General features: G+C 68.3%; 24 protein-coding genes. 13 read left to right on the forward strand and 11 right to left on the reverse strand.

Annotation, left to right across the window (positions count from 1 at the left end; genetic code table 11):
• Positions 1-79 precede the first annotated feature (79 nt).
• The 8 genes from E4A48_RS09700 to E4A48_RS09735 form a co-directional block, all read right to left on the reverse strand.
• Positions 80-916: a carbohydrate ABC transporter permease gene (locus tag E4A48_RS09700; RefSeq protein ID WP_142742332.1), complete on the reverse strand. Its 837-nt coding sequence runs from the start codon at positions 914-916 to the stop codon at positions 80-82.
• Complete coding sequence (locus tag E4A48_RS09705) at positions 913-1,794, reverse strand: carbohydrate ABC transporter permease (RefSeq protein WP_142742333.1); 882 nt, start codon at positions 1,792-1,794, stop codon at positions 913-915. The genes E4A48_RS09700 and E4A48_RS09705 overlap by 4 nt, the downstream gene beginning before the upstream one ends.
• Complete coding sequence (locus tag E4A48_RS09710; RefSeq protein ID WP_009593196.1) at positions 1,791-3,104, reverse strand: sugar ABC transporter substrate-binding protein; 1,314 nt, start codon at positions 3,102-3,104, stop codon at positions 1,791-1,793. Before E4A48_RS09710 ends, E4A48_RS09705 begins: the two co-directional genes overlap by 4 nt.
• Positions 3,101-4,723, reverse strand: a complete 1,623-nt coding sequence (locus E4A48_RS09715; RefSeq protein ID WP_039006588.1) for a glucoamylase family protein — start codon at positions 4,721-4,723, stop codon at positions 3,101-3,103. Before E4A48_RS09715 ends, E4A48_RS09710 begins: the two co-directional genes overlap by 4 nt.
• Positions 4,724-4,831: 108 nt before the next feature.
• Positions 4,832-7,807 (reverse strand): TonB-dependent receptor, encoded by a 2,976-nt coding sequence (locus tag E4A48_RS09720; protein ID WP_039006590.1) that lies wholly within the window; start codon positions 7,805-7,807, stop codon positions 4,832-4,834.
• A gap of 104 nt (positions 7,808-7,911) precedes the next feature.
• Entirely contained in the window at positions 7,912-8,925 is a 1,014-nt protein-coding gene (locus E4A48_RS09725) for a LacI family DNA-binding transcriptional regulator (protein ID WP_039006593.1), read from the reverse strand.
• Between the two features lie 244 nt (positions 8,926-9,169).
• Complete coding sequence (locus E4A48_RS09730; RefSeq protein ID WP_141696409.1) at positions 9,170-9,439, reverse strand: BolA family protein; 270 nt, start codon at positions 9,437-9,439, stop codon at positions 9,170-9,172.
• Between the two features lie 26 nt (positions 9,440-9,465).
• Positions 9,466-9,765: a YciI family protein gene (locus tag E4A48_RS09735; protein WP_039006597.1), complete on the reverse strand. Its 300-nt coding sequence runs from the start codon at positions 9,763-9,765 to the stop codon at positions 9,466-9,468.
• 376 nt (positions 9,766-10,141) lie between these two features.
• Here E4A48_RS09735 and E4A48_RS09740 point away from each other — a divergent pair, with 376 nt between their 5' ends.
• The 4 genes from E4A48_RS09740 (at position 10,142) to E4A48_RS09755 (ending at position 14,635) form a co-directional block, all read left to right on the forward strand.
• Entirely contained in the window at positions 10,142-11,080 is a 939-nt protein-coding gene (locus E4A48_RS09740; protein ID WP_039006598.1) for a segregation and condensation protein A, read from the forward strand.
• A 22-nt stretch (positions 11,081-11,102) separates the two neighbouring features.
• The gene (gene scpB / locus E4A48_RS09745) at positions 11,103-12,092 is read left to right on the forward strand and encodes an SMC-Scp complex subunit ScpB (RefSeq protein WP_142742334.1); all 990 of its coding nucleotides are present in this window, start codon (positions 11,103-11,105) and stop codon (positions 12,090-12,092) included.
• Positions 12,085-13,662, forward strand: a complete 1,578-nt coding sequence (locus E4A48_RS09750; protein ID WP_039006602.1) for a pseudouridine synthase — start codon at positions 12,085-12,087, stop codon at positions 13,660-13,662. The genes scpB and E4A48_RS09750 overlap by 8 nt, the downstream gene beginning before the upstream one ends.
• Before the next feature lie 280 nt (positions 13,663-13,942).
• On the forward strand, positions 13,943-14,635 hold the full coding sequence (locus E4A48_RS09755; RefSeq protein ID WP_039009122.1) for a hypothetical protein: 693 nt from the start codon (positions 13,943-13,945) through the stop codon (positions 14,633-14,635).
• A gap of 81 nt (positions 14,636-14,716) precedes the next feature.
• On the opposite strand, the gene E4A48_RS09760 is transcribed toward E4A48_RS09755, so the two are convergent.
• The 3 genes from E4A48_RS09760 to E4A48_RS09770 form a co-directional block, all read right to left on the reverse strand.
• Positions 14,717-15,154: a hypothetical protein gene (locus E4A48_RS09760; RefSeq protein WP_039006604.1), complete on the reverse strand. Its 438-nt coding sequence runs from the start codon at positions 15,152-15,154 to the stop codon at positions 14,717-14,719.
• Between the two features lie 88 nt (positions 15,155-15,242).
• Complete coding sequence (locus E4A48_RS09765) at positions 15,243-16,079, reverse strand: amidohydrolase (protein ID WP_039006606.1); 837 nt, start codon at positions 16,077-16,079, stop codon at positions 15,243-15,245.
• Between the two features lie 101 nt (positions 16,080-16,180).
• On the reverse strand, positions 16,181-17,329 hold the full coding sequence (locus E4A48_RS09770; protein WP_058197008.1) for a pyridoxal phosphate-dependent aminotransferase: 1,149 nt from the start codon (positions 17,327-17,329) through the stop codon (positions 16,181-16,183).
• Between the two features lie 219 nt (positions 17,330-17,548).
• On the opposite strand from E4A48_RS09770, the gene ccmA reads away from it, so the two are divergent.
• The 9 genes from ccmA (at position 17,549) to E4A48_RS09815 (ending at position 24,556) form a co-directional block, all read left to right on the forward strand.
• Positions 17,549-18,196, forward strand: a complete 648-nt coding sequence (gene ccmA, locus E4A48_RS09775) for a heme ABC exporter ATP-binding protein CcmA (protein WP_142742335.1) — start codon at positions 17,549-17,551, stop codon at positions 18,194-18,196.
• The gene (ccmB, locus tag E4A48_RS09780) at positions 18,193-18,888 is read left to right on the forward strand and encodes a heme exporter protein CcmB (RefSeq protein WP_039006609.1); all 696 of its coding nucleotides are present in this window, start codon (positions 18,193-18,195) and stop codon (positions 18,886-18,888) included. The genes ccmA and ccmB overlap by 4 nt, the downstream gene beginning before the upstream one ends.
• A gap of 106 nt (positions 18,889-18,994) precedes the next feature.
• The gene (gene ccmC, locus E4A48_RS09785; RefSeq protein WP_039006610.1) at positions 18,995-19,744 is read left to right on the forward strand and encodes a heme ABC transporter permease CcmC; all 750 of its coding nucleotides are present in this window, start codon (positions 18,995-18,997) and stop codon (positions 19,742-19,744) included.
• Complete coding sequence (locus E4A48_RS09790; protein WP_039006611.1) at positions 19,741-19,914, forward strand: heme exporter protein CcmD; 174 nt, start codon at positions 19,741-19,743, stop codon at positions 19,912-19,914. The genes ccmC and E4A48_RS09790 overlap by 4 nt, the downstream gene beginning before the upstream one ends.
• On the forward strand, positions 19,911-20,360 hold the full coding sequence (gene ccmE / locus E4A48_RS09795; protein WP_039006612.1) for a cytochrome c maturation protein CcmE: 450 nt from the start codon (positions 19,911-19,913) through the stop codon (positions 20,358-20,360). The genes E4A48_RS09790 and ccmE overlap by 4 nt, the downstream gene beginning before the upstream one ends.
• A gap of 117 nt (positions 20,361-20,477) precedes the next feature.
• Positions 20,478-22,412: a heme lyase CcmF/NrfE family subunit gene (locus E4A48_RS09800; protein ID WP_142742336.1), complete on the forward strand. Its 1,935-nt coding sequence runs from the start codon at positions 20,478-20,480 to the stop codon at positions 22,410-22,412.
• Entirely contained in the window at positions 22,412-23,014 is a 603-nt protein-coding gene (locus E4A48_RS09805; RefSeq protein WP_142742337.1) for a DsbE family thiol:disulfide interchange protein, read from the forward strand. The genes E4A48_RS09800 and E4A48_RS09805 overlap by 1 nt, the downstream gene beginning before the upstream one ends.
• Positions 23,011-23,457, forward strand: a complete 447-nt coding sequence (locus tag E4A48_RS09810) for a cytochrome c-type biogenesis protein (RefSeq protein ID WP_039006615.1) — start codon at positions 23,011-23,013, stop codon at positions 23,455-23,457. Before E4A48_RS09805 ends, E4A48_RS09810 begins: the two co-directional genes overlap by 4 nt.
• 4 nt (positions 23,458-23,461) lie before the next feature.
• Positions 23,462-24,556, forward strand: a complete 1,095-nt coding sequence (locus E4A48_RS09815) for a c-type cytochrome biogenesis protein CcmI/CycH (RefSeq protein WP_142742338.1) — start codon at positions 23,462-23,464, stop codon at positions 24,554-24,556.
• The last annotated feature ends 118 nt before the right edge of the window (positions 24,557-24,674 follow it).

Here is a 24,674-nt window from a genome sequence, read left to right on the forward strand (position 1 = left end):
GGCTCCGGATACGCCGGCCCGGCCATCCATGGCCGGGCGTTCGGGAACGCGCGAGCGAGTGGCTCGCAAGCGCACTCCCTCACCCCTTCACGCTACCCAGCAGCAATCCCTGGATGTAGTAGCGCTGCAGCGCCAGGAACAGCGCCAGCACCGGGATCACCGTCACCACAGCACCGGCCATCATCATTTCCACGTCCATGATGTGCTCGCGCGACAGCGCCGCCAGCGCCACCGGCAAGGTGTAGTGCTCCTGATCGGTCAGCACGATCAGCGGCCACATGAAGTCGTTCCACGCGGCCATGAAGGTGAAGATGGTCAGCGTCACCAGCACCGGTTTGAGCATCGGCAGCACGATCTGGAAGAAGATGCGCAGCTCGCCAGCACCGTCGATGCGCGCCGCCTCCAGCAGTTCGTCCGGGATCGAGCGCGCGTACTGCCGCACCAGGAAGATGCCGAACACCGTCGCCAGCGCCGGCACCACCACCCCGCCGAAGTTGTTGACCAGGTGCAGCTGCTTCATCAGCAGGAACAGCGGCAGCATCGCCACCTGCGCCGGGATCACCAGCGCCGCCAGCAGGACTTGGAAGATCCGCTCCTTGCCGGCGAAGCGCAGCTTGGCAAACGCATAGCCGGCCATGGTGTTGATCAACAGCGAGCCGCAGGTGATGGCGCACGACACCAGCAGGCTGTTGGCGAAGTTGCGCGCCATGCCGGTCCGCGAGAACAGCTCGCCGTAGTTGGCCAGGGTCGGGCCGGTCGGCAGCATCGGTGGCGGGAACCGGCTCGCCTGCCCGGCCGGCATGAACGACACCGACAGCATCCACAGCAGCGGCGCCAGGCTGACCAGCGCCAGCAGCAACAGCCCGCCGTTGACCAACAGCGTGTTCCAGCGCGAGGCGCCGATTTCGCGGCTCATACCAGGTCCTTCTTGCGGCCGAAGCGCAGCATCACGGAGGTCACTCCCAGGATGATCAGGAACAGCAGGAACGCCACTGCCGACGCGCGGCCGAGGTTCCACCACTTGAAGCCTTCCTCGAACATGAAGTACAGCACGCTGACCGTGCTTTGCAGCGGGTCGCCGCGGGTCATCACGTAGGGTTCGGCGAACAGCTGGAAATAGCCGGACACGGTGATCACCCCGACCACCAGCAGCACCGGCCCCAGCATCGGCAGGGTGATGTGCAGGAACTGCCGCCACTTCGACGCGCCGTCGATGCGCGCGGCCTCGTACAGGTCCTGCGGGATGCCCTGCAGGCCGGCCAGGAAGATCACCATGTTGTAGCCGAAGTTCTTCCACACCGCGAACAGCATGATCGTCGGCATCGCCCAGTGCGGGTCGCCGAGCCAGTCGATCGGGCCGATGCCCAGGTGACTCAGGCCGTAGTTGACCAGGCCGTAGCTGGTGTGGAACAGATAGCGCCAGATCACCGCCACCGCCACCAGCGTGGTCACCACCGGCGCGAACAACGCGGTGCGGAACAGCGGCTTGAACCGCGCCACCGGCGCATTGAGCAGCAGCGCCGCGCCCAGGGAGGCGCCGATCGACAGCGGCACGCCGACGATGACGAAGTAGGTGGTGTTCCACAGCGACTTCCAGAACATCTGCGTCTGCAGCAGCGCGATGTAGTTGCCGAAACCGACGAAGCGCAGGTGGTTGCTGTCGGCCAGCGCGTACAGGTCGAAGTCGGTGACGCTCAGCGCCAGCGCCGACAGCACCGGCAGGCCGAAGAACACGCCGATCACGATCAGCGCCGGCCCGGCGAACAGCCAGCCGACGAGGGAACCGCGCTTCATGGCGCCGCTCCCGCCGCCGGCGCCGCCGCTGCCTGCGGATGCTGCTGCTGGTAGATCCAGCGCCGCTTCTCCAGGATTTCGTCCACGCGCTTGTCCAGGTCCTGCACGGCCTTCTCCTGGCTTTCGCCGCCACGCACCACGCGCTCGGTGACCAGCCGCATTTCCTGCACGATGCGCTCCCATTCCAGCACCTTCGGCGCCGGCTTGACCCGCTCCAACTGGTCGCGGAACGCGTGCGCCAGCGGATCATTGGCCAGCGACGGGTACTCCCAGGTGCTGCGCCGCGGCGGCATGTCGCCGATCAGCGCATGGAAACGCGCCTGGGTCTGCGGCCGCGACAGGAACTCGATCAGCTTCCACGCCGCGTCCTTCTGCTGCGACTTGCGGAAGATCACCAGGCTGGTGCCGCCGGCGATGCCGGCACCCGGGCCGTCCGGACCCGGCAACGGCATCGTGCCCCACTGCCCTTTCAGCGCCGCCGGCTCCAGCTTGCGGAACTCGCGGATATTCCACGGCCCGGAGATGTAGAACGCGTAGAAGCCGTTGAAGAACTCATCCCAGACGTTGGAGATCTGGGTTTCGGACATTTTCGGCGCCCAGCCCTGCTCGAACATGTTGGCGTAGAAGCCCAGCGCCTTGCGGAAACCGGGACTGCGGAAGTTGCCGTAGTTGTTGTGGTCGCGCAGCAGCGGATCATTCAGCTGCAGGCCCAGCGACAGCTGCTGCTCGAATTCGTTGATCGGCATCAGGATCGCATAGCGCTTGGGCCCCACGTGCCGCTTCACTGCGGCCATGGCCTGTTCCCACTCGGCCCAGGTCTGCGGCAGTTTTTCCACGCCGGCGTCCCTGAGCATGTCCTTGCGGTAGAACAGCAGGCGCGTGTCCACGTACCACGGCACCCCGTACAGCTGGCCGTCGATGACGCTGGTGTCCCAGATGCCGGCGAAGTAGTCCTTCGGATCGATCACTTTGGATGTATCCACGTAGGGCTGCAGCGGCTGCAGCGTGTCCAGCGCGGCGAACTCGGGAATCCAGGTGTTGCCGAGCTGGCACACGTCCGGCAGCCCGTCGGCGGCGAACGCAGTCAGCAGCTTTTCGTGCGCGGCGGTCCACGGGATGTTCTGGATATCCACGTGGATGCCTGGATGCTCCTTCTCGAACTCCGGGATCAGCTCGGCCACCACCTCGGCCTCACGGCCCATCGCCCAGAACCGCACCACCTCGCCCTGCGGCGCGCGCGCGCAACCGCACACGGCCAGCACCAGCACGCCCAGCGTCGCCCAGCGGCGCATCGTCGGCAATGCGCTCATTGCGGATTCTGCGGTTGGCGCTGCGGGGGATTGGGCTGCGCCTCGGCGGAGGCGGCACGCGACTCGGCGATGCCCAGCGCCCGGGCCGTAGCGGCCTGCTCGTCCTTCTTCGGCACCGGCTGGGTCTCGCCCTCAGGGGTCAGCCAGCCGCCGCTGAAGCCGGCGCGCTCCAGGCCGGTACGCAGGTACTTGTTCTTCTTCATCACGTTCCACACGAACTCGTTGCGGTAATTGGCGATCATGGTGACGATCGCGCCCTGGTCGATGCCGATGTAGTCGCCTGCGACCCAGCCGCGGTTGGGCAGCATGCGCCCGGTCCTGAGCGGGATATCGTAGTTGAAGCTGGGATTGAACGAATCCAGGAAACCATAGCTGGAATAGATGTAGTCGCCGAAGCGCTTGTGCATCTCCTGGGTCGCCGGGATCACCACCTCCGGCGCGAATACGATCGAGGACACCACTGCGGTCGGCGCGATGGTGCCGTCGTCGAAAGCCTCGAACAAGCCGGCGCCGCGGGTGCGGTAGTGGAAGAACTGGCGTGGTTCGCCGCGGTAGTCCTGGGTGGTGTTCTGCGGGCCGTCGCTGGCGGTCAGGCCCCACACGTTCTCGCCGTACTCCTTCCACTTCATCGGGTTGTCGATGGCGTACTCGCGCTGCGCGAGCGTGGCGCGGCGGCTGTTGAGGAAGTAGTCGATGCCGTGTTCGCGCATATATTGGTCCTGGATATCGCGGAAGTCGATCCAGACGTGGTTGTACTGGTGCGCGAACAACGGCCCGAACGCCAGGTATTCCTGGCCGTAGTACACGCCCCAGTCCTTGTTGTAGGTGCGCGTCCACTCCAGCCACGCATCCGGTGCCACCGGATGGGTCGGCGAACCCAGCGCCAGCAGGTAGACCATCATGCCTTCGTTGTAGCCCATCCAGTCGTGCTGGATGAAGCCGCGCTCGGGGTACCAGCCCATCGTGATCAGCGACGTGCGCTGCTGCATCCACTTCCAGTCCACGCGCCGATACAGCGTGTCGGCGATCTGGCGGATCTCCTTTTCGTCGGCGCTGTCGCCATCGTAGTAGGACTGCGCGAACAGCACGCCCATCATCAGCAGCGCGGTGTCCACGCTCGACAGTTCCACCCACTGGTCGTAGCGCAGGCCTTTCTGCATATCCAGAAAGTGGTAGTAAAAGCCCTTGTAGCCGGCGCGGCCGGTGCGCTGCGGGCCAACCGGCACGTTGCGCAGGAAACGCAGCGTGGTCAGAGTGCGCTGCACCGCCTGCTCGCGGCTGATCCAGCCGTTCTCGTAACCGATCGGATAGACGGTGAGCGCGAAACCGACCGAGGCGATGCTGGCGAACGGGCGCGACGGGTAGCGGTCCACCGCCATGCCGTTCTGCTCGTTGGTGGTGTCCCAGAAGAACTGGAAGGTGCGCCGTTCGATGTCGTCGAACAGCGGCGGCAATTCGGGCTTGACCAACTTGGGGGGGAGTTCCGCTTCGATCAGGATCACTTTTACCGACTTCTTGTCCGCAACGGAGGGCTCCTCGGTTTTCTCGCAGGATGCCAGCAGCGTTGCTGCCGCCAGCAGCAGGACCAATGGTGAGCGTGCGACGCTGCCCGGATTCATGCTTTCGACACCCCTGTGAAATCGCTTACATGCACGATTGAAACTATCCCATTCCGGGACCTGCTGCGACCGCCCCGGAATCTTCCGGGGCGGTTTTGATGGCATTGCTTACCAATTCAAGCCGAACGACAGCCGGAACGTGCGCATCTGACCATAGATCTGGTAATCGGTGGTGCCATACGCGGTGTCCGGATCGGCGGCGGTCCCGGTATTGGCGCCGTAGGAGTTGTAGTTGGTCCAGTTGAACACATTGAGCACATCGGCACGGACGTTGAACTTGACGTTGCTGCCGGTATCCCACTGCTTGTTCAAGGTCAGGCTCAGGTCCTTGTAGCCGATGCTTCGGTCCGGGGTGAACTCGATGATGGTGCACTGGTCGTTGCCGGCCAGGCAGTTGGTGCCGTAAAACGGCGTGGGCGTGGACAGGGTCAGCTTGCCGGACAGGGTGATGTCCCACGGCAGATCGTAGATCGCAGTGGCGACCAGCCGATGCTTGGGCACGCCGGCGGCCTGGTGCCAGCCGTAGCCGCCGATGCTCGGGTAGTCGAGCGAATAGTGCTCGCCGAACTTGCGGTTCTCCTTGGCATTGCTGAAGGTGTAGGCCACGGTCACGCCCCAGCCGGATTTGGCGGTGTACGGCTTGTCGATCTTCAGCCCGAGGGAATCGTTGCGCGTCTCCAGCGCATTGGTGCCGAGCAGCACGCTGCCGAAGCCGTCCGGGCCTTCGCCGAACGGCGCGCCATAGAGGGTGCCGGGGGCGAAGAACGAACCGTCGGCGCGGCGGTTGCCGAGCATGAACGCGAAACCGTCATGGCTGGCGATGTGCGACAGCGTCACCTCGGTGTTCCACTGATTGCCCCACAGGTCCAGCGCATTGCGCATGCCCAGGCTGAACTGGTCCGAGTACGGGGTCTTGATGTCGTTGTCGATCAGGTAGATCTCACGGCCGCTACCGGCGCCGCCGCCGGCCACCAGTGCCTGCAACGCGGCCGGATCCAGGTACGCCGGATCCCAGCCCAGGCATGGCTGGCCGCGGCATGGATTGGCTGCCGACTGGAAGTAGTAGGTGTAGGAACGGAAGCTGCCGTTGAGCTGCTCCAGCGACAGGTAGTCGAAGATGTTGCGGTCGTAGGCACGGCCGGCGCCGCCGAAGATCACGTGGCGCTGGTCGCCCGCCAGATCGTAGGAAAAGCCCAGCCGCGGCTGCCAGGCATCCTTGAAAGCCTTGCGGTTGTTGCCGGTGCTGATGTAATCGCGGATGTTGTAGTCGGCGTTGTCCAGGTTGCTCCAGTTCAACAGCGCCGAGCTGACGTCGCCCGGGGTCTGGAAGTTCAGGAACGACGGGGTCTTCTCGTAGTCCCAGCGCACGCCCAGATTCAGGGTCAGGTGTTGGTCGACCTCCCAATCGTCCTGCAGATAGATGCCGTACTGCTTGTTCTTGGAGACGGCGTTGCCGCCGCTGGTGCCAGCGACCGCATCTCCGAACTGCACCTGGTAGGGAACCTCGGTGCTGGTCAGGATGTTGTAGTAGAACTGCGGGTTGTACGGGATCTGCTGCAGCGTGTTGAGTTCCACGTCCTTGTACTTCACGCCCATCTTCAGCGTATGCGTGCCGTGCCACTGCAGGTCCTGGATGGTCAGGTCGTCCTGCAGGCCCACGCCCTTCTGGCCCTTGCGCTGGTAGTTGGAGCCGGCGCCGACGCTGAGGATGGTGTCCGGATTGCCGTCGGCCGGATAGTACATCAGGTTGTAGCCGAGTCCGCCGTTGACCGCCTGCGGATTGACGAAGGAATTCTCATAGGTCACGTGCGCATCGTTGATGATGCGACCGTAGGTGAACTGGTAGCGCAGATCTGCGCGCTTGTCTTCCTGGTAGGTATCGGTCGCATACGACGCAGCGTTGGTACCGTCGATGCCGTCGATCGAGGTTTCCTTGCGGTACTTGCCGCTGAGCTCGAAGTAGTGGTTCTCGCCGATGGTCCAGTCGAGCTTGCCGAAGTAGAGGTCTTCCTTGAAGGGCTGCGGATAGGTGCCGATCTGCGACTGCAGGTTGGCCGGCAGTTCCTCGACACGGTCGCGATAGATCGAACCGGCCTGGACCACGCCCGGGGTCACGTATTCCTTGGCCTCGTAGGCAACGAAGAAGTGCGCCACGTCCTTGAGGATCGGGCCGCTGAAGGTGGCGCCGTACTGCTCTTCCTTGAACTCGTCGCGCTTGCCATCGCGTTCTTCCAGCGGGCTGGGCTTGCGCCACTTGTCGTTGGTGTAGTCCCAGAAGAAGCTGCCCTCGAAGGCGTTGCCGCCCGAGCGCGTGGCCGCGACCACCGCGGCGCTGCTGAGCTGGTCGAACTCGGCCTTGTAATTGGAGGTGATGACCTTGTACTCGCCGATCGCCGACTGCGGGAACGGGTTGCCGCGGCTGGAGTCCTGGCCGCTGACGCCGCCGGTCAGCACGTAGTTCTTCTGGCTGACTCCGTCGATAAAGACGTTGGTGCCATTGGCGGAGGTGGCGCCGGAGCGCATCGTCGTGTTGCCCTGGCCGTCGCGGCTGAACTGTACGCCCGGCACAGTATCGGCCAGTTCCAGGAAGTTTCGGGTCGCGCGCGGTAGCGACTCGATCAGCTTGTTGGAGATATAGCTGGCATTCTCCGAGGTACGGGTTTCCACCAGTGCCGGCGCGGTGACGTTGACCGCACCGAGCGTGGTGGCGTCGCCGGCGGTCGCGGTGGCCGCCTCGCCGCCCACTCCCAGGTTCAGCGTCGCCACCTGGCCGACCTGCACGGTGACGTTCTGCGAGGTGGTCTGGCCATTGGCGGCGACGTCGATACGATAGGAACCCGGCGGCAAGCCGCCAACGGCGTACACCCCGTTATTGGCCTGCACGCTGCGGCTCAGGCCGGTGGCCAGGTTGGTGGCGGTGACCTGCGCCGCGGCGGCCGGGGCGGAATCGACCATGACCTGGCCACGGATGGTGGCGCCGGTACTCTGCGCGAGCGCCGGTGCGGCGCCAAGCAGCAGACAACTGGCCAGAGCGCAACTCAACAGCTTGGGTGCGGGCCGCGCGGAACGTCGGGGGTGCTTCATGTGGTGCTTCCCTCCAGGAATGGCATTGCTCGTTATGGGTGCTGAGTGGTGCTGGAATACGGACAAAGTGCAACAAGACAAATGCGACGCCGACATCGGCGCCGCTACGAACGGGCCATGCTGGAATCGCGCACGACCAGTTCCGGAACCAGGGTCTGGCGCTGCATGTCGGCGGCGCCGGGGTGGTCGACCAACTGCAGCAGGCGTCGCATCGCCTGCTCGCCAAGCCCGGCGATGCTGACCCGCATGGTGGTGAGAGAGGGGTGAACGAAGCGCGCCAGCGGAATGTCGTCGAAACCGGCCAGGGCCACATCGTGGGGCACGCGCACGCCGGCCTGGGCGAAGGCATACAGGCAGCCGAGCGCGGTCATGTCGTTGGCGGCGAACACCGCGTCGGGCAGCGTGCCGGCCTGCAACAGCGCCTGCCCCGCGCGATGGCCGGAGGCTTCGTCGAACTGGCCGGGAAATTCCTGGCCCTGCGCCTGGCCCGGATGCGCGGCGATCGCGTCTCGGAACCCGCGCAGACGTTCGCGCGCATCGAAGTTCAGTTCCGGACCGCCGACGAAGGCGATGCGGCGGTGCCCCATCGCCAGCAGGTGCTCGGTCATCGCCACCGCGCCGGCATGGTCGTCGATGCTCAGCACCGGATACTCGGCGCCGGGCAGATGGGTGTTGATCAACACGGTCGGCAGCGCCTGCGGCAGGTTGTCGGTGAGGAAGCCGGGGCGTTCGGCGTACGGCGACAGCACCAGCAGGCCGTCCACGCGCCCGCGCATCGCGCGCAGCGCGCGGCCCTGCTCTTCCGGATCGCCGTGGTAGCTGGACACCAGCAGGTGCTGGCGGCGCGCGCGCGCGGCACCATCGATGCCGCGGATCAGTTCGGAGAAGAACTCGCCGTACAGGTCCGGCAGCACCACGCCCATGGTCTGGGTGCGGCGGCTGCTGAGGCTGCGTGCAGCCGCATGCGGGCTGTAGCGCAGGCGCTCGGCCACTTCCAGCACCAGCTTGCGCACCGGCCCGGCGACGTTCTCGTGCCCGTTTAGCGCACGCGACACCGTGGCCACGGATACCCGGGCCTCGCGTGCGACATCTTTGATGGTGATCGCGCTCTTGGCCATCGTGCCGCCCTCCGCGGCCGAGACATTGAGAAACTGGCGCGGACTGTAATCGTTTTCAGGACGAGTCAGAAGTGTTTTGTTATTTTTTCAATAAAAACTTTTCAATTCAATTACTTGATCCATCGCGAAATCGCCGGAATCATGACGCGTCGCAGCATAATGACGCTGTGGATTGCGCTTTCTGGTCGTTGCGGCATTCGCCCAGCACCCCGGGCGATCGGCCACGCGCGGCCTGCGCGACGCATCAGGCAACTTCGCGCGGCACCTCGGCGCGGATCGACAGCGCGTGGATGTCGGTCTGCATCATCTCCCCGAGCGCGGCATAGACCGCGCGGTGCCGGGCCAGCGGCGCCATGCCGGCGAAGGCGGTGCTGACGATGCGCACATTGAAATGGCCGCGCCCGTCGCGCGCGCCGGCATGGCCGGCATGGCGGTGGCTGTCGTCCTCGACCTCCAGCGCCTGCGGCGCGAACGCGGCCTGCAACGCGGCGCGGATGCGCTCGAGCCGGCCCACGGCCGTCTCGCTCATGGCAGGCCCGCTCACGGCAAGGTTTTCCGGAACGGACGCACCTCGACCCGCACGTACACGCCCGCAGCCACGTAAGGATCGGCCTCGGCCCAGGCCCGGGCCTGCGCCAGCGAGTCGAATGCCGCCACCACCAGGCTACCGCTGTAGCCGGCCGGACCCGGGTCCTCGGCGTCGATCGCCGGACACGGACCGGCCAGCAGCAGGCGTCCGGCCTGCTGCAATGCCTCCAGCCGGGCCAGGTGCGCCGGCCGCGCCGCCGCCCGCCGCGACAGCGCATCGGCGCCGTCGTATCCCTCGATCACGTACCACATACCACCACCGCCCTTCGTTTCGCAGATGAACCCCGCACAATTCTAGCGCCACGGCGCTGGACACCGACCCGCCCGGCGCATTACCCTTGGTTTCATTGCACGCGGCCGGATGCAGCGGCCCGTCGGTGATTGGCTCCCCCAGCCCCTTCCGACGACCGATTCGCTGCCCGACACCGCCCGCGCAGACGTCCTCCTCAAGCTGTTCCGTCGCCGCGACTCGTGCGGCGTACGCCTTGTGTCCCGTTGAAGTGTGTGTGACTCGCGTTGCGGGGATGACGCGACATGCAACCGTAGTCCTGCAGGCAAGGCGCCGCGCCGGATCTCCCTTGCCCGGCCCTTCGCTACCGCAACACCTGATGTCCCTGATCTCCAACTGATGACCTCCGAACTCGCGCTCGACGCGAACCCGCCAATCCAGCCGACCGCGCCACAGCAGCAGGAAATGCCGCTGGCGGTGGTGCATGGGCAGCCGGTCCTGCAGATCCCGCAGGACCTGTACATCCCGCCGGACGCGCTGGAAGTGATCCTGGATGCGTTCGAAGGCCCGCTCGACCTGCTGCTGTACCTGATCCGCCGGCAGAACCTGGATATCCTGGACATCCCCGTCGCCGAGATCACCCGGCAGTACGTGGACTACATCAACGTGATGCAGGAGCTGCGCTTCGAGCTGGCCGCCGAATACCTGGTGATGGCCGCGATCCTGGCCGAGATCAAGTCGCGGATGTTGCTGCCGCGGCCGCCGGCGCAGGAAGGCGAGGAAGCCGATCCGCGCGCCGAGCTGGTCCGCCGCTTGCAGGAGTACGAACGCTTCAAACAGGCCGCAGAGGACATCGACGCGCTGCCGCGGCAGGACCGCGACACCACGCCGGTGCAGGCGCATGTACCGGACCGCGCCGCGGTGAAGCTGCCGCCGCCGGTGGAGCTGAAGGAGATGCTGCTGGCGCTGTACGACGTGCTCAAGCGTGCCGAACTGTTCAGCGGCCACGCGATCAAGCGCGAAGCGCTGAGCGTACGGCAGCGGATGGGCGATGTGCTGAGCCGGCTGGACGACGGCCGGTTCTACCGGTTCGAATCGCTGTTCAGCGCCGAGGAAGGCAAGCTGGGCGTGCTGGTCACCTTCCTGGCCTTGCTGGAACTGGCCAAGGAACAGCTGCTGGACATCGTCCAGGAGCCGATGGAACAGGCCGTTCGCGATGGCGAACGGCTGCCGCTGGCGCCGATCTACGTCAAGTCGCTGGCGCTGGGCAACACCAACGAACCGCTGCAGTTCAACAGCGAGTTCGACGATACCGACGCCGCCAACGACCCTACCTGAGTTTTCGAAGACCCTCTTCCGCATGGATCAAGCGCTGATCAACCGCATCGTCGAGGCCGCCCTGCTCGCCGCCAACCAACCGCTGCCGCTGGCGCAGCTGCACGGCCTGTTCCCCGAGGACGAGCCGGCGCCGCCGGGCAGCATCGAGCGGGCGCTGGAGCAATTGCGCGAGGCCTGCGCCGGGCGCGGCGTGGAACTGGTGGAAGTGGCCTCCGGCTTCCGCTACCAGGTCAACAGCGAGGTGCACCCGTGGGTGGCGCGGCTGTGGACCGAGCGCAAGACCCGCTACACCCGCGCCACGCTGGAGACCCTGGCGCTGATCGCCTACCGCCAGCCGATCACCCGCGGCGAGATCGAGCAGGTGCGCGGCGTGGCGGTCAGCAGCAACATCATCCAGGCGCTGGAAGAGCGCGAGTGGATCCGCGTGGTCGGCCACCGCGACGTGCCCGGCAAGCCGGCGCTGTTCGGCACCACCAAGGGCTTCCTGGATTATTTCGGACTCAAACGCCTGGACGAACTGCCGCCGTTGTCGGAACTGAAGGACATCGGCGAACTGGAACCGCAGCTGCAGCTGGACCGCGCCACCCTGCCGGTCGGCGACATGGCCCAGGCCGGCGCGGCCGATGCCGACGCCGGCGCGGCCAAGTCGGCAGCGGATGCTGACGCAGCCGAGGCGCGCGACGACAACGACGCCACATCCGATCTGGAGACTGCATCCGATGCGGACGCAGTGCAGGCCGACGGCGACAGCGCAGCCGCTGCCCACGCTGCGGACGCCACGGCCGCCGCACCTAGCGATAGCGACACCGATGCAGACGCCCCCACAGCCGATGCATCGGCTCCCGACACCGCCCCGACGGGCGAACCCGAAGCCGCGCCGGGAGAGCGCGCGGCGGATGCGAACGAAGCCGAAGACAACGCCGTCGCGACGACGACCGTGGCTGTTGACGATGCCGATTCCGAACCACAGGTCGACGCACCCCGCGCCGGCCGGAGCCAAGTAAATGAGTGACACCTCCCGCAAGCTGTCGTTGAACAAGCTCTCGCTCAAGCGCGATGCCGCAGGCGAGCAGCCGAAACTGGAAGAACGCCTGCACAAGGTCCTGGCCCAGGCCGGGCTGGGGTCGCGCCGCGCGCTGGAGCAGCGCATCGCCGACGGCCTGGTCAAGGTCAACGGCGAAGTCGCGCAGACCGGCATGTCGGTCAAGAGCGGCGACCGGATCGAGCTGGACGGCCGCAGCTTCGTCGCCAGCGCGTTGACCGAGCCGGCGCGCGTGCTGATCTACAACAAGCCCGAAGGCGAAGTGACCACGCGCGAAGACCCGGAAGGCCGCCCGACCATCTTCGAAGCGCTGCCGGCACTGAAGGGCGCGCGCTGGATCGCGATCGGCCGCCTGGACATCAACACCACCGGCCTGCTGCTGCTGACCACCGATGGCGAGATGGCCAACGCGATGATGCATCCGTCCTACGAGATCGAACGCGAGTACGTGGTGCGCGTGCGCGCCCCGGAAGGCGAGGACAAGGTGCCCGACAGCATGGTCGAGCGCCTCTCGCGCGGGGTACTGCTGGAAGACGGCGGCGCCAAGTTCGACGAGATCGAACGCATCGGCGGCACCGACTCGCACGACTGGTTCCGCGTGGTGGTCAAGGAAGGCCGCAACCGCGAAGTGCGCCGCCTATGGGAATCGCAGGGCTGCCAGGTCAGCCGCCTCAAGCGCACCCGCTACGGTAAGGTCGGCCTGCCGCGCGAACTGCTGCGCGGGCAGTCGCTGGAACTGGCGCAGGACAAGGTCGAGGCGCTGCGCGCCGAACTGAAGCTGGAAGAAGGCACGCCGTCGGCGCTGACCCTGCAGCCGGTGATCGGCCAGCGCAAGGCGGCCAAGGCCACCGTGCAGGTCGGTCGCGGCGGCAACGCCTACGTCAACGGCCACAACGTCGCCGACGAAGGCCGCGAGCTGCGCCGCTTCGACAACTTCCGCGAGGACCGCGGCCGCGGCCGCGGCGGCAAGAAGCCGCACGGCGGGCTGACCGTCAGCGGCGAGATGGCCGCCCAGCAGGCGCAGAAGCCGTTCAAGCAGCGCAGCCCGAAGGGCCCCAAGCCGCTGCCGGACGGCAATCCCGCCGCGTTCCGCACCTGGTACGTGCCCGACGGCGTCAGCACCGGCCCGACCGGCCACCGCAATGCCGGTCCCGCCGCCGCCCGTGGCCCGAGTCAGGGACAAGGCCAGGGCCGTCCCTACGGCAAGCCGCGCCCCGCCAGTGCCGGCGAGGGTGCAGGCCAAGGCCGCGGTGGTGGCCAGGGTCAGGGACAAGGCCAGCGCAAGGCGCACCCGTACGGGCATCCGGGCAATGCGCCCAGCTTCCCGTCCGACCATGCCAACCCCGGTTTCAGCCCGTACGGCGCCGCGCCGCGCTCGGCGCGGCCGGCCGGCCCGCGTGCCGACGGGCAGAAGCGCGGCCCGGGCGGTTCCGGTGGCCCCGGTGGTCGTCCGGGCGGCAACCGCCCCGGCGGCGGGCGTCCGGGTGGTGGCGGTCGCCCCGGCGGCGGTGGCAACCGCGGCCCGCGCGGCGGCGGCTGAGCCCACGCGGCCCGCGCGCAGCGCTGGCCAGGCTCGAACAGACGAAGGGCGCCGTACATGCGGCGCCCTTTTCTATCGAGCTGGTGCAGCGGGCGTTGCAGGATTTCGCCAGGCCCACCCCGCAGGCCGGACATGACGCGCATGACGCGCATGACGCGAAGGTCCGCTGCAGCCTCCGCGCATGACCGCACTGCCGAGGCGCAAAGGCGCCGAAGCCGATATCCTGGGCCTGCTGCGCTGCCCATTTCCGCGGCGGCGCCTCTACCGATCGGGAGATTTCATGTCACGGAAGATACTGCTGCCGCTGTTGATCGCTGGCGTACTGAGCCTGGGCGCGTGCAAGAAAGTGCAGGAAGAAGTCGCCGCCGCGCAGAACCCCTACCCCAAGAGCTCGCCGCTGCACGAGCCGTTCGACCGCATGCTGCGCAAGCTGGTCAACGACCCACGCTATGTCGCGCTGCTCAAGCAGGGCGACAAGGCGCAGGCGCAGCGCGCCGGCTTCGAGTTGGCGCAGAAGGGCATCACCCGGCTGGATCATGCCACGCTGGAACAGCGGCTGGAGATCCTTGCCGCAGTCAGCGAAAAAGTGGACGTACCCAAGTGCGCGCTGCTGGCCCGCGGCGGCAATCCGAACGATGCGCAGGCGATGAGCGCGGCGATGCTTCAGGGGCTGGAAACACTGCAGCCGGCGCAGATCGACCAGTGGTTCGAGATTTCGCTCAAGGCGACCGATGCGCAATTGAGCAACACCCCGCCGCAGACCGTGGCCCCGGCCGATGTGCAGGCAGCGATGACCAGCCTGATCAACGCGCTGCCCGCCGATCAGCAGCAGCGTTTGGTGAAGGTGCTACCGCAGATGGCGCAGGCCAGCGACGCCGACGCCTGCTGGGCCGCGCGCACGCTGTACACGCAGGCCCTGGCCGCCAAGGAACCGGTGCGCGGCCAACTGGCCTGGGTGTTCGCGCAGCAGTAAGCCGAGCTGCCGGCGCTGCGGCCTCTTTCGGGAAGCCGCAGCGCGCTGGCGCCGCTGCGATCGCAGACGGCGCCGCGCGGCTCAGCGCCGCTCGATGGTGAAACCGCCGACCGCCACGCCCAGGTCCCAGCCCTTTCCGGTGCCGGCCAGGGCCAGCGAGATATCGCCCTTGGTCATGACCTGCGCGTCGGATGACTTGGCCGCGCCGGCATGCGCTTCGGCGGTCACGTAGGTGCCGAACAGGTCGTTGAGGGTGTAGGCGCCGGTGAACCGGCCGCGGCCGTCGACGATCTTCGACTTGCCCACGCTCAGGCCGCCGCCCTTGGCGCTGATCTTGACCGGGATCGTGGAGCCGTTGTCGCAGGTGATGGTGCCGGTGCCGCTGGCGGTCTTGTAGAACACCGACCAGCCCGAGAGGTTGAAGCGCAGCTGGCAATCGATGTTGCCGGCGGCATGCGCCTGCGGCATGAAGGCGATGCCGGCGAGCAGCGCGGCGGTGGTCAACAGTTTGTTGTACATGGCGACGCTCCGTGGAAGGAAAACGCGCCGAGCCTAGCAGCGCGCCATGCAAGACTGCGTCAGCGATCGCGGCACGGCATGGCGCCGTTCAGCGATCTGCGTTGGACGCCCCGAGGGTGAAGGCGTCGGCGTCGAGCATCGCCGGGAAGCGCGCGCGGTGCGCGGCCAGCGCCGCCGCCGAGATCGTGGTGGTGGCTACCTGTTCGCGCTCGCGGATCTCCAGCTGCGGCTGGCCTAGGAAATCGATCACCGCGCTGTCGCCGGCATAGTGCAGGCCGTTGCCGTCCTCGCCCACCCGGTTGACCGCGGCCACGAAGCACAGGTTTTCGATCGCGCGCGCGCGCAGCAGGGTGCGCCATGGGTAGGCGCGCGGCGACGGCCAGTTGGCGACGAAGATCTGCAGATCGAAGTCGAGCTGGCCGGGGCGCTCGACATCGTAGCGGTTGCGGCAAAACACTGGGAAACGCAGGTCGTAGCAGACCTGCGGATTGATCCGCCAGCCCTTCCAGTCCACGCACAGCCGCTCGCGCCCGGCGGCATAGCGCTGGTGTTCGTTGGCGTAGCGGAACAAGTGACGCTTGTCGTAGTGCTGCAGTGCGCCGTCGGGCGTGGCCCATAGCAGGCGGTTGAAGACCTTGGCCGCGCCATCGTCCCCGGGCACGCGCAACTGCACGCTGCCGGTCACCGCCGCGCCCAGCCGCGCCGCCTGTTCGCGGATCCAGGCCACGGTCGGCCCGTCCATGTCCTCGGCCTGATCCAGCGCGTCATTGGAAAAGCCGCTGGTGAAGGTCTCCGGCAGGATCACCAGATCGGTGGCCCCGGCCAGCGGCGCCAGCAGTTCGGCGTAGTGCGCGCGATTGCCGGCCGGATCGTGCCAGCGGGTGTCGCCTTGGATCAGGGAGATGCGCAGATCGATGGGGTGCATGGATGGTGTCCGGAGGTTGAAGAAGCGGGACCGGGGACCGGGGACCCGGAAAATCAAGAGCGACCAGCTTGCTCTCCCGGGTCCCCGGTCCCCGCGGCTCATCAGAGCCGCACCAATCGCTCGATCGCCGCATCCAGCGTCGCTTCGTTCTTGGCGAAGCACAGCCGGGCCAGGCGCTGGCCGGGTGGCGGGGTCTGGTAGAACGGCGACAGCGGGATCGCGGCCACGCCCTTTTCGATGGTCAGCCACTTCACGAATTCGGTGTCGGGCAGGTCGCTGACCGCCGAGTAGTCCACCAACTGGAAATAGCCGCCTGGCACCGGCAATGGCATCAGCCGGGTGGTCAGCAGCTGTTCGCGGAAGCGGTCGCGCTTGGCCTGGTAGAACGCGCCGAGCTGTTCGTCGTGTTCGGGCGCGTCGCGGATCATCGCGGCGAAGGCGTACTGGGCCGGGCCGAAGCTGGTGAAGGTGTTGTACTGGTGGACCTTGCGGAATTCGGCGCTGAGCGCCGGCGGTGCGATCGCGTAGCCGATCTTCCAGCCGGTGCAGTGGTAGGTCTTGCCGAAGCTGGAAATCACAAACGCACGTTCGCGCAGTTCTGGCCAGCGCAGCACCGATTCGTGGCGGCGGCCGTCGAACACGATGTGCTCGTAGACCTCGTCGGAGATCAGCAAGATGTCGCTGCCGCGCAGCAGGTCGGCGACCGCCCGCAGGTCGTCGGCGCCGAGCATCGCGCCGGACGGGTTGTGCGGGCTGTTAAGGATCAGCAGCCGCGTGCGCGGGGTGATCGCCGCGCGTACCCGCTCCCAATCCACCGCGAAGGTCTGCGGGTCCAGCGGCACGTGCACCGCGCGCGCGCCGGCCAGGTCGATCGCCGGTTCATAGCTGTCGTAGGCCGGATCCAGCACGATCACTTCCTCGCCCGGCCGCACCACCGCATGGATGGCGTTGAACAGCGCCTCGGTGGCGCCGCTGGTCACGGTGACTTCGGTATCGGGATCGACCTGCGCGCCGTAGCAGCGCAGCGCCTTGCCGGCGATCGCCTGGCGCAGCACCGGCACCCCGGTCATGGGCGGATACTGGTTATGGCCGTCGCGCATCGCCTGGGCGAGCGTGTCGATCAGCCGCGCCGGCGCGGCGAAGTCGGGAAAGCCCTGGCCAAGGTTGACCGCGCCATGCTCGGCGGCCAGTTGCGACATCACGGTAAAGATGGTGGTGCCCACCTTGGGCAGCTTGGTCTGCGGATGCATGCGTCGGCTATGTGAACGGGAAAGCGTCGAGTGTACGCAAAGCCGCTTGCCGGCAATGCATCGCCGCCTCGCAAAACAGCGTTCTTCACATGGTCCCACTGTGCCGACGCCGCAGTCGCCGCGGCAGCGCCTGCGCCGGGCGGTCGCATGCCGATACAATGCGCGCCTTCCCGCACCCACCGCCTGCCGCTGCGTCCGTCCCGGCGCGGCCCTCCGCCGATGACCGATCCGCTGCATTCCCCGCCGCCGCTGCTGGCCGCGCATGGGCTCACCTTCGCCCGCGACGACGCCGCCGTGTTCGGCCCGCTGGACTTCCATCTGGATGCGGGCGAGGCACTGCTGGTGCAGGGCGACAACGGCGCCGGCAAGACCACCCTGCTGCGGGTGCTGGTGGGGCTGCTGCGCGCCGAGGCCGGACGCATCGAGATCGATGGCTGCCCGGTGCGACGCGGCGACCGTGCGCGCTACATGGCCTACCTGGGCCACCTGAGCGCGCTGAAGGCGGACCTGAGCACCCTGGAGAACCTGCACTACCTGTGCGGTCTGCAGGGCCGCCGCGCCAAGCAGATGCCGGGCAGCGCGCTGGCCATTGTCGGCCTGGCCGGCTACGAGGACACCCTGGTGCGGCAGCTGTCGGCCGGGCAGAAGAAGCGCCTGGCGCTGGCCCGGGTGTGGCTGTCGCCGGCACCGTTGTGGCTGCTCGACGAGCCCTACGCCAACCTCGACCTGGACGGCATCACCCTGGTCAACCGGATGATCGCCGCGCACCTGCGCAGCGGCGGCGCGGCGCTGGTCACCACCCATGGCGCCTATGCCGCGCCGCCGGTGCGCACGCGCATGCTGAGCCTGAGCGGGGTAGCCGCATGAGCCTGGCCACGCCGGTTCCCTCGTTGTGGCAGGCCACCCGCGCGCTGCTGCTGCGCGACCTGCGCCTGTTGTGGCGGCGCCGCGGCGACGCGCTGCAGCCGGCGCTGTTCGCGCTGCTGATCGTGGCCCTGTTCGCACTGGCGCTAGGCAACCAGCCGCGCCTGCTCGGCGAGGTCGCCGGCGCCGCGCTGTGGCTGGCGGCGCTGCTGGCCGGACTGCTGGCGCTGGACAGCCTGTTCCGCGGCGACGCCGAGGACGGCTCGCTGGAACAGTGGCTGCTGGCGCCGGTGCCGCTGGCCTGGCTGGTGCTGGTGCGGGTGCTGCTGCACTGGCTGACCACCGCGCTGCCGCTGATCGTGGCGACCCCGCTGCTGGGCGAATTGCTGCACCTGCCGCATGACCGCATGCCGGTGCTGCTGGCATCGTTGGCGCTGGGCACGCCGCTGCTGAGCCTGATCGGTGCGGTGGTGGCGGCGCTGACGGTGAGCATGAAGCGCGCCGGGATCCTGGTCGCGCTGCTGGCGCTGCCGCTGTACGTGCCGGTGCTGGTGTTCGGTGCCGGCAGCGTGGCGGCCGCGGCGCAGGGCCTGGACCCCGGCGGCGGCCTGCTGCTGCTGGCGGCAGGACTGGTGCTGGGCCTGGTGCTGGCGCCGCTGGCGGCGGCCGCGGCGATCCGCATCTCGTTGAGCTGAGCGTGCCGGCGCCGCGTCCGCGCGGCGCGCGCCGTACTATCTGGTCTATATGCTGAAGCGCCGTCGCCGCACCGTAGCAAGCCCTCCGCCCGCTAGAATCGATCGCATGTCCTCCGTCGTCCGCTGGTTCCACCAACTCGGCTCGCCCCCTGCCTTCGATCGCTTCGCCGCGCGCTGGACGCCATGGTGCTACCTGGCCGCGTTGCTGCTGGGCGGGCTGGGGATCTGGCAGGCGCTGTTCGTGGTGCCGGCCGACCGCCTGCAGAGCGACGCCTTCCGCATCCTCTACATCCACGTGCCCAGCGCCTGGATGAGCCTGTTCGTGTTCGGGCTGATGGCGCTGTACGCGGCGATCGCGCAGGTATGGCGGATCAAGCTGTGCGAGGTGCTGGCGATGGCCTGCGCGCCGATCGGCGCCGCCTTCACCGTGATCACCCTGCTGACCGGCAGCATCTGGGGCAAGCCGATGTGGGGCGCCTGGTGGGACTGGGACCCGCGTCTGACCACCGAACTGATTCTGCTGTTCCTGTACATCGGGGTGATGGGCCTGTACCTGGCGATCGAGGACCGCCGCAACGCCGCGCGCGCCGCAGGTCTGCTGGCCATCGTCGGCGTGGTGCTGCTGCCGGTGATCCGCTATTCGGTGGTGTGGTGGAACTCGCTGCACCAGGGCCAGAGCATCCGCCTGTTCGGCCAGTCGAGCATGGACCCGAGCATGCTGCCACCGCTGTGGCTGATGGTGGCGGCGACCAAGTTCTGGTTCGCCGGCTCGCTGCTGGCGCGCGCGCGCGCCGACAACCTGCGCCGCGAGGCCGGCAAGGACTGGGCGGCGAAACTGGCGAAGGCGCGCGGATGAATTACCTGCCCTACGTGATCGGCGCCTATGCGGTGTTCGCCGGCGTACTGCTGGCCGACTTCGTGCTGGCGCGGCTGCAACTGCGCAGCGCCCTGCGTGCGGCGAAGCTGCGCGCACAGCGCAAGCAGCAGCCCAAACCCGATCCGTCCACGCTGGACCTGCGCCGATGACCCCGCAGCGCAAGCGCCGCCTGCTGCTGTTGATGGTGCTGGTGTTGGCCGCAGGCCTGACCACCACGCTGGTGGCGATGGCCCTGCAGCGCAATACCGCCTATCTGTACACCCCGGCCGAAGTGCTGGCCGGCCAGCCCGGCGAGCACGCGCGCTTCCGCCTCGGCGGCATGGTCGAGAAAGGCTCGTTCCAGCGCGCGCCCGGTTCGCTGCTGGCGCGGTTCCGGGTCACCGACGGCGACGCGCAGCTGACCGTCAGCTACGACCGGATCCTGCCCGACCTGTTCCGCGAAGGCCAGGCGGTGGTGGCCACCGGGCGCATGCGCGACGGCGTGTTCGTGGCCGAGGACGTGCTGGCCAAGCACGACGAGACCTACATGCCCAAGGAACTGGAAGACAAGATGGGCAGTGCGCATCGGAAGCATGCTGTGGCGGTGGCGCCTTGATGTTCGTCGGGACCGGGGACCGGGGACCGGGGACCCGGAAAAGCCGCTGCCGCACGCCGGCATGCGCTGCTGCGCTTTGCCGGTCCCCGGTCCCCGGTCCCCGGTCCCGCCCCCCCCATGCTCCCTGAACTCGGCCAAATCCTGCTCATCCTGGCCCTGCTCGCCGCGCTGCTGCAGGCGGCGCTGCCGCTGGCCGGTGCGCAGCGCGGCGACGCGCGCTGGATGGCGGTGGCGCGGCCGGCCGCGTTCGCGCAGCTGGCGCTGGTCGCCGGCGCCTTCGCGGTGCTGACCCACGCGTTCCTGGTGCAGGATTTCTCGGTGGCCTACGTGGCCGAGAATTCCAATTCGCTGCTGCCGCTGATCTACCGCTATTCGGCGGTGTGGGGCGCGCACGAAGGCTCGCTGCTGCTGTGGACGCTGATCCTGGCGCTGTGGACCGGTGCGGTGGCGCTGTGCTCGCGCAGCCTGCCGGCGCCGGTGGTGGCGCGGGTGATCGGCACGCTGGCGCTGGTCAGCCTGGGCTTCCTGGCGTTCCTGCTGTTCACCTCCAACCCGTTCGCGCGGCTGCTGCCGGCGCCGCTGGAAGGCCGCGATCTCAATCCGCTGCTGCAGGATCCGGGGCTGGTGATCCATCCGCCGCTGCTGTACGCCGGCTACGTCGGCTTCGCGGTGCCGTTCGCATTCGCGATCGCCGCGCTGCTCGACGGCCATGTCGATGCGCGCTGGCTGCGCTGGACGCGGCCGTGGACCAACGTGGCCTGGGGCTTTCTGACCATCGGCATCGCGCTCGGCAGCTGGTGGGCGTACTACGAGCTGGGATGGGGCGGCTGGTGGTTCTGGGACCCGGTGGAGAACGCCAGCTTCATGCCGTGGCTGGCCGGCACGGCGCTGCTGCATTCGCAGGCGGTGACCGAGAAGCGCGGCAGCTTCACCGCATGGACGCTGCTGCTGGCGATCGCCGCGTTCTCGCTGTCGCTGCTGGGCACCTTCCTGGTGCGCTCGGGCGTGTTGACCAGCGTGCATTCCTTCGCCGCCGATCCCGGCCGCGGCCTGTTCATCCTGGTGTTCCTGAGCCTGGTCTGCGGCGGCGCGCTGCTGCTGTATGCGCTGCGCGGCGGCCGCGTCGGCGCCAGCGCCGGCGACGAACGCCAGCGCTTCGCCGCGTCCTCGCGCGAAACCCTGCTGCTGGCCAACAACCTGCTGCTGACCTGCGCCTGCGCGATGGTGCTGCTGGGCACGCTGTATCCGCTGCTGGCCGACGCGCTCGGGCTGGGCAAGCTGTCGGTCGGCCCGCCCTACTTCGGCACCTTGTTCGTGGTGCTCATGGCGCCGCTGGTGGCGCTGCTGCCGTTCGGGCCGCTGACCCGATGGCAGCGCGAACAGCCGTCGCGGCCGCTGGCGCTGCTGGCGCCGTGGGCCGGGCTGGCGCTGCTGGCCGGCGTGCTCGGTTTCTTCCTGGCGCCGCAGGGCCCATGGAAGACCGCCGCCGGTGTGGCCGGCGCGGCCTGGGTGCTGCTCGGCACCGCGCGCTTCGTGTGGAGCCGCTTCCAGCTCAAGGGCAGCCGCTTCACCGCCGAGATGCTGGGCATGACCCTGGCGCATACCGGCATCGCCGTGTTCCTGACCGGTGCGCTGCTGGTGGAAGCGCTGGACCAGCAACGCGAAGTGGCGCTGGCGCCGGGGCAGAGCCTGCAGATGGGCCGCTACCGCTTCGCGTTCCAGAGCCTGGAGCAGATCCGCGGCCCCAACTACCTGTCCGAACGCGCGCACGTGCAGGTGCTGCACGACGACCGCCCGCTGGCGCTGCTGCATCCGGAAAAGCGCGTCTATGCCAGCGGCGGGCAGAGCCTGAGCGAGGCCGGCATCCATCCCGGCCTGTTCGGCGACGTCTATATCGCCCTGGGCGAACCGCTGGGCGGCAACGCCTGGGCGATGCGCCTGCATGTCAAACCGTTTGTTCGCTGGATCTGGCTCGGCGCGGTGCTGATGGCGCTGGGCGGCTTCGTCACCGCCGGCGACCGGCGCTTCCGTCGTTCCCTGGAGAAATCCTGATGTCCGCTCCTGCTCCACGTCGCCTGCCGCTGCCCGCCATCGTGCTCGGTGCCCTGTTCTTCCTCGGCCTGCTGGCGCTGATGTTCTATGCGGTGCAACGTTCCGGCGTGGCCGATCGCGATGCGCTGCCGTCGGCGCTGATCGGCAAGCCGGCGCCGGCGTTCGACCTGCCGGTGCTGCACGATGCGTCGATCCGGGTGCGCAGCTCCGAGCTGCGCGGCGCGCCGTACGTGCTCAACGTGTGGGGCAGCTGGTGCGAAACCTGCCGCGAGGAACACCCGGTGCTGACCCGCTTCGCGCTGACCAAGCGCGTGCGGGTGATCGGCTACGACTGGAAGGACACCCGGCAGGATGCATTGCACTGGCTGGAGCAGTTGGGCAATCCGTTCTTCGTGGTGCTGTTCGATCCGGACGGGCGCACCGCGATCGACTGGGGCGTGGCCGCGGCGCCGGAGACCTTCCTGGTCGATGCGCGCGGCGTGGTGCGCTGGAAGCATTCCGGCGCGCTGACCGACCGGATCGTGCAGGACGAACTGCTGCCGGCGCTGCTGCAGGCCGAACGCGATGCGCCGACCGCCAGGCAGGGCCGGGCCACGCCGTGACACGCCGTTGGCTCACGCTGCTGCTGGTGCTGCTGGCGTGCGCCGGGCACGCCGGCGCGCAGCCGGTGGCCGACCCGACCCCGCTGGCGTACCGCTCGGCGGCCGAGGAAGCGCGCTTCCATGCGCTGACCGCCGAACTGCGCTGCGTGCAGTGCCAGAACCAGTCGCTGGCCGACTCGCATGCGCAGATCGCGCTGGACCTGCGCCGCGAAGTGCTGCAACTGATGCAGCAGGGACGTTCGGACGCGGAGATCAAGCGCTTCCTGGTCGATCGCTACGGCGAGTTCGTGCTGTACCGGCCGCAGTTGGAAGCGCGCACCTGGTTGCTGTGGTTCGGGCCGTTGCTGCTGCTCGGCGCCGGTGCGCTGCTGGTGGTCTGGGTGGTGCGACGCCGCGCGCTGGACGGCGCGGCGCCGCCGGCGCAGGAGGAACAGGAATGGTGAGCCGATGCTGAGCTGGGGCATGCATGCCGCCGCGGCAGTGCTGGCGGCGCTCGTGTTCGGCGCGGTGCTGTGGCCGTTACGGCGCGACCGCGGTCGCGGCGACATGGCGCTGCTCGGCGTCGCGGTGTTGGCGCTGGGCGTGGCCGCCGCCGCGCTGTACGCGCTGGTCGGCACGCCGCGTGCGCTGCAGGCGCAGAACCGCGAAGCGCCACGCAATCTCGAAGACGGCGTGGCGCAACTGCAGGCGGCGCTGGCCAAGGATCCCAACCGCGCCGAAGGCTGGGCGCTGCTGGCGCGCTCGCAGATGTCACTGGGCCGCCCCAACGAGGCCGCCGCCGCATTCGCCCGCGCCGTGCAGCTGGCGCCGGACGAAGCGCAATGGCTGGTGCAGGCGGCCGAAGCGCGCGCGTTGGCGGCGCCGCAACGGCAGTTCGACGCACAGGGCATCGCCTGGCTGCGGCACGCCTTGCAGGTCGAACCGAACAACGAGCGCGCCGCCTGGTTCCTGGGCATCGCGCAGCGCCAGCGCGGCCAGCACGCCGAAGCCGCGGCGACCTGGGAAGCGCTGCTGCCGCGCGTGGATGCCGCCACTGCCGCCGCGCTGCGCCCGCAGATCGACGCGGCGCGCGCCGATGCAGGATTGCCAGCACTGCCGGCGGCTGCGCCAGGCGTCGCGGCACCGGCACCGGCACCGGCACCGGCAAGCGCGACCGCAGCGTCGAATGCCGCAGCAGCGCCTGCATCCGCCGCCGCCGGCACGCTGACCGTCGCAGTGTCGCTGGACCCGGACTTCGCCGCACGGGGGCGCCTGCGCGGCGACGCCAGCGTGTTCGTGATCGCGCGCGTGCCCGGCGGTCCGCCGATGCCGGTCGCGGTGCAGAAGCACACACTGCAATCGCTGCCGCTGCGCGTGACCCTGAGCGACAGCGACAGCCCGATGCCGACGCAGACGCTGTCGCAGCTCAAGCAAGTGCAGGTGCTGGCGCGGCTCTCGAACAGCGGCAACGCGATGCGCCAGGAGGGCGACCTGGAATCGGCACCGGTGACAGTGACGCTGCCGGCGGCGACGCCAGTGGAGTTGGTGATCGGCAAGCCATAGCTCGGCTTCCCTGTAGGAGCGGCTTCAGCCGCGACAGGCATTCTCCGCAGCCGACATGTTGCCAACGCCGATGTCGCGGCCGAAGCCGCTCCTGCAAAGGCGCACGTGACGCCACACG

This window comes from Xanthomonas translucens pv. cerealis, from assembly GCF_006838285.1.
In the GTDB taxonomy this organism is placed as follows: Bacteria; Pseudomonadota; Gammaproteobacteria; order Xanthomonadales; family Xanthomonadaceae; genus Xanthomonas_A; species Xanthomonas_A cerealis.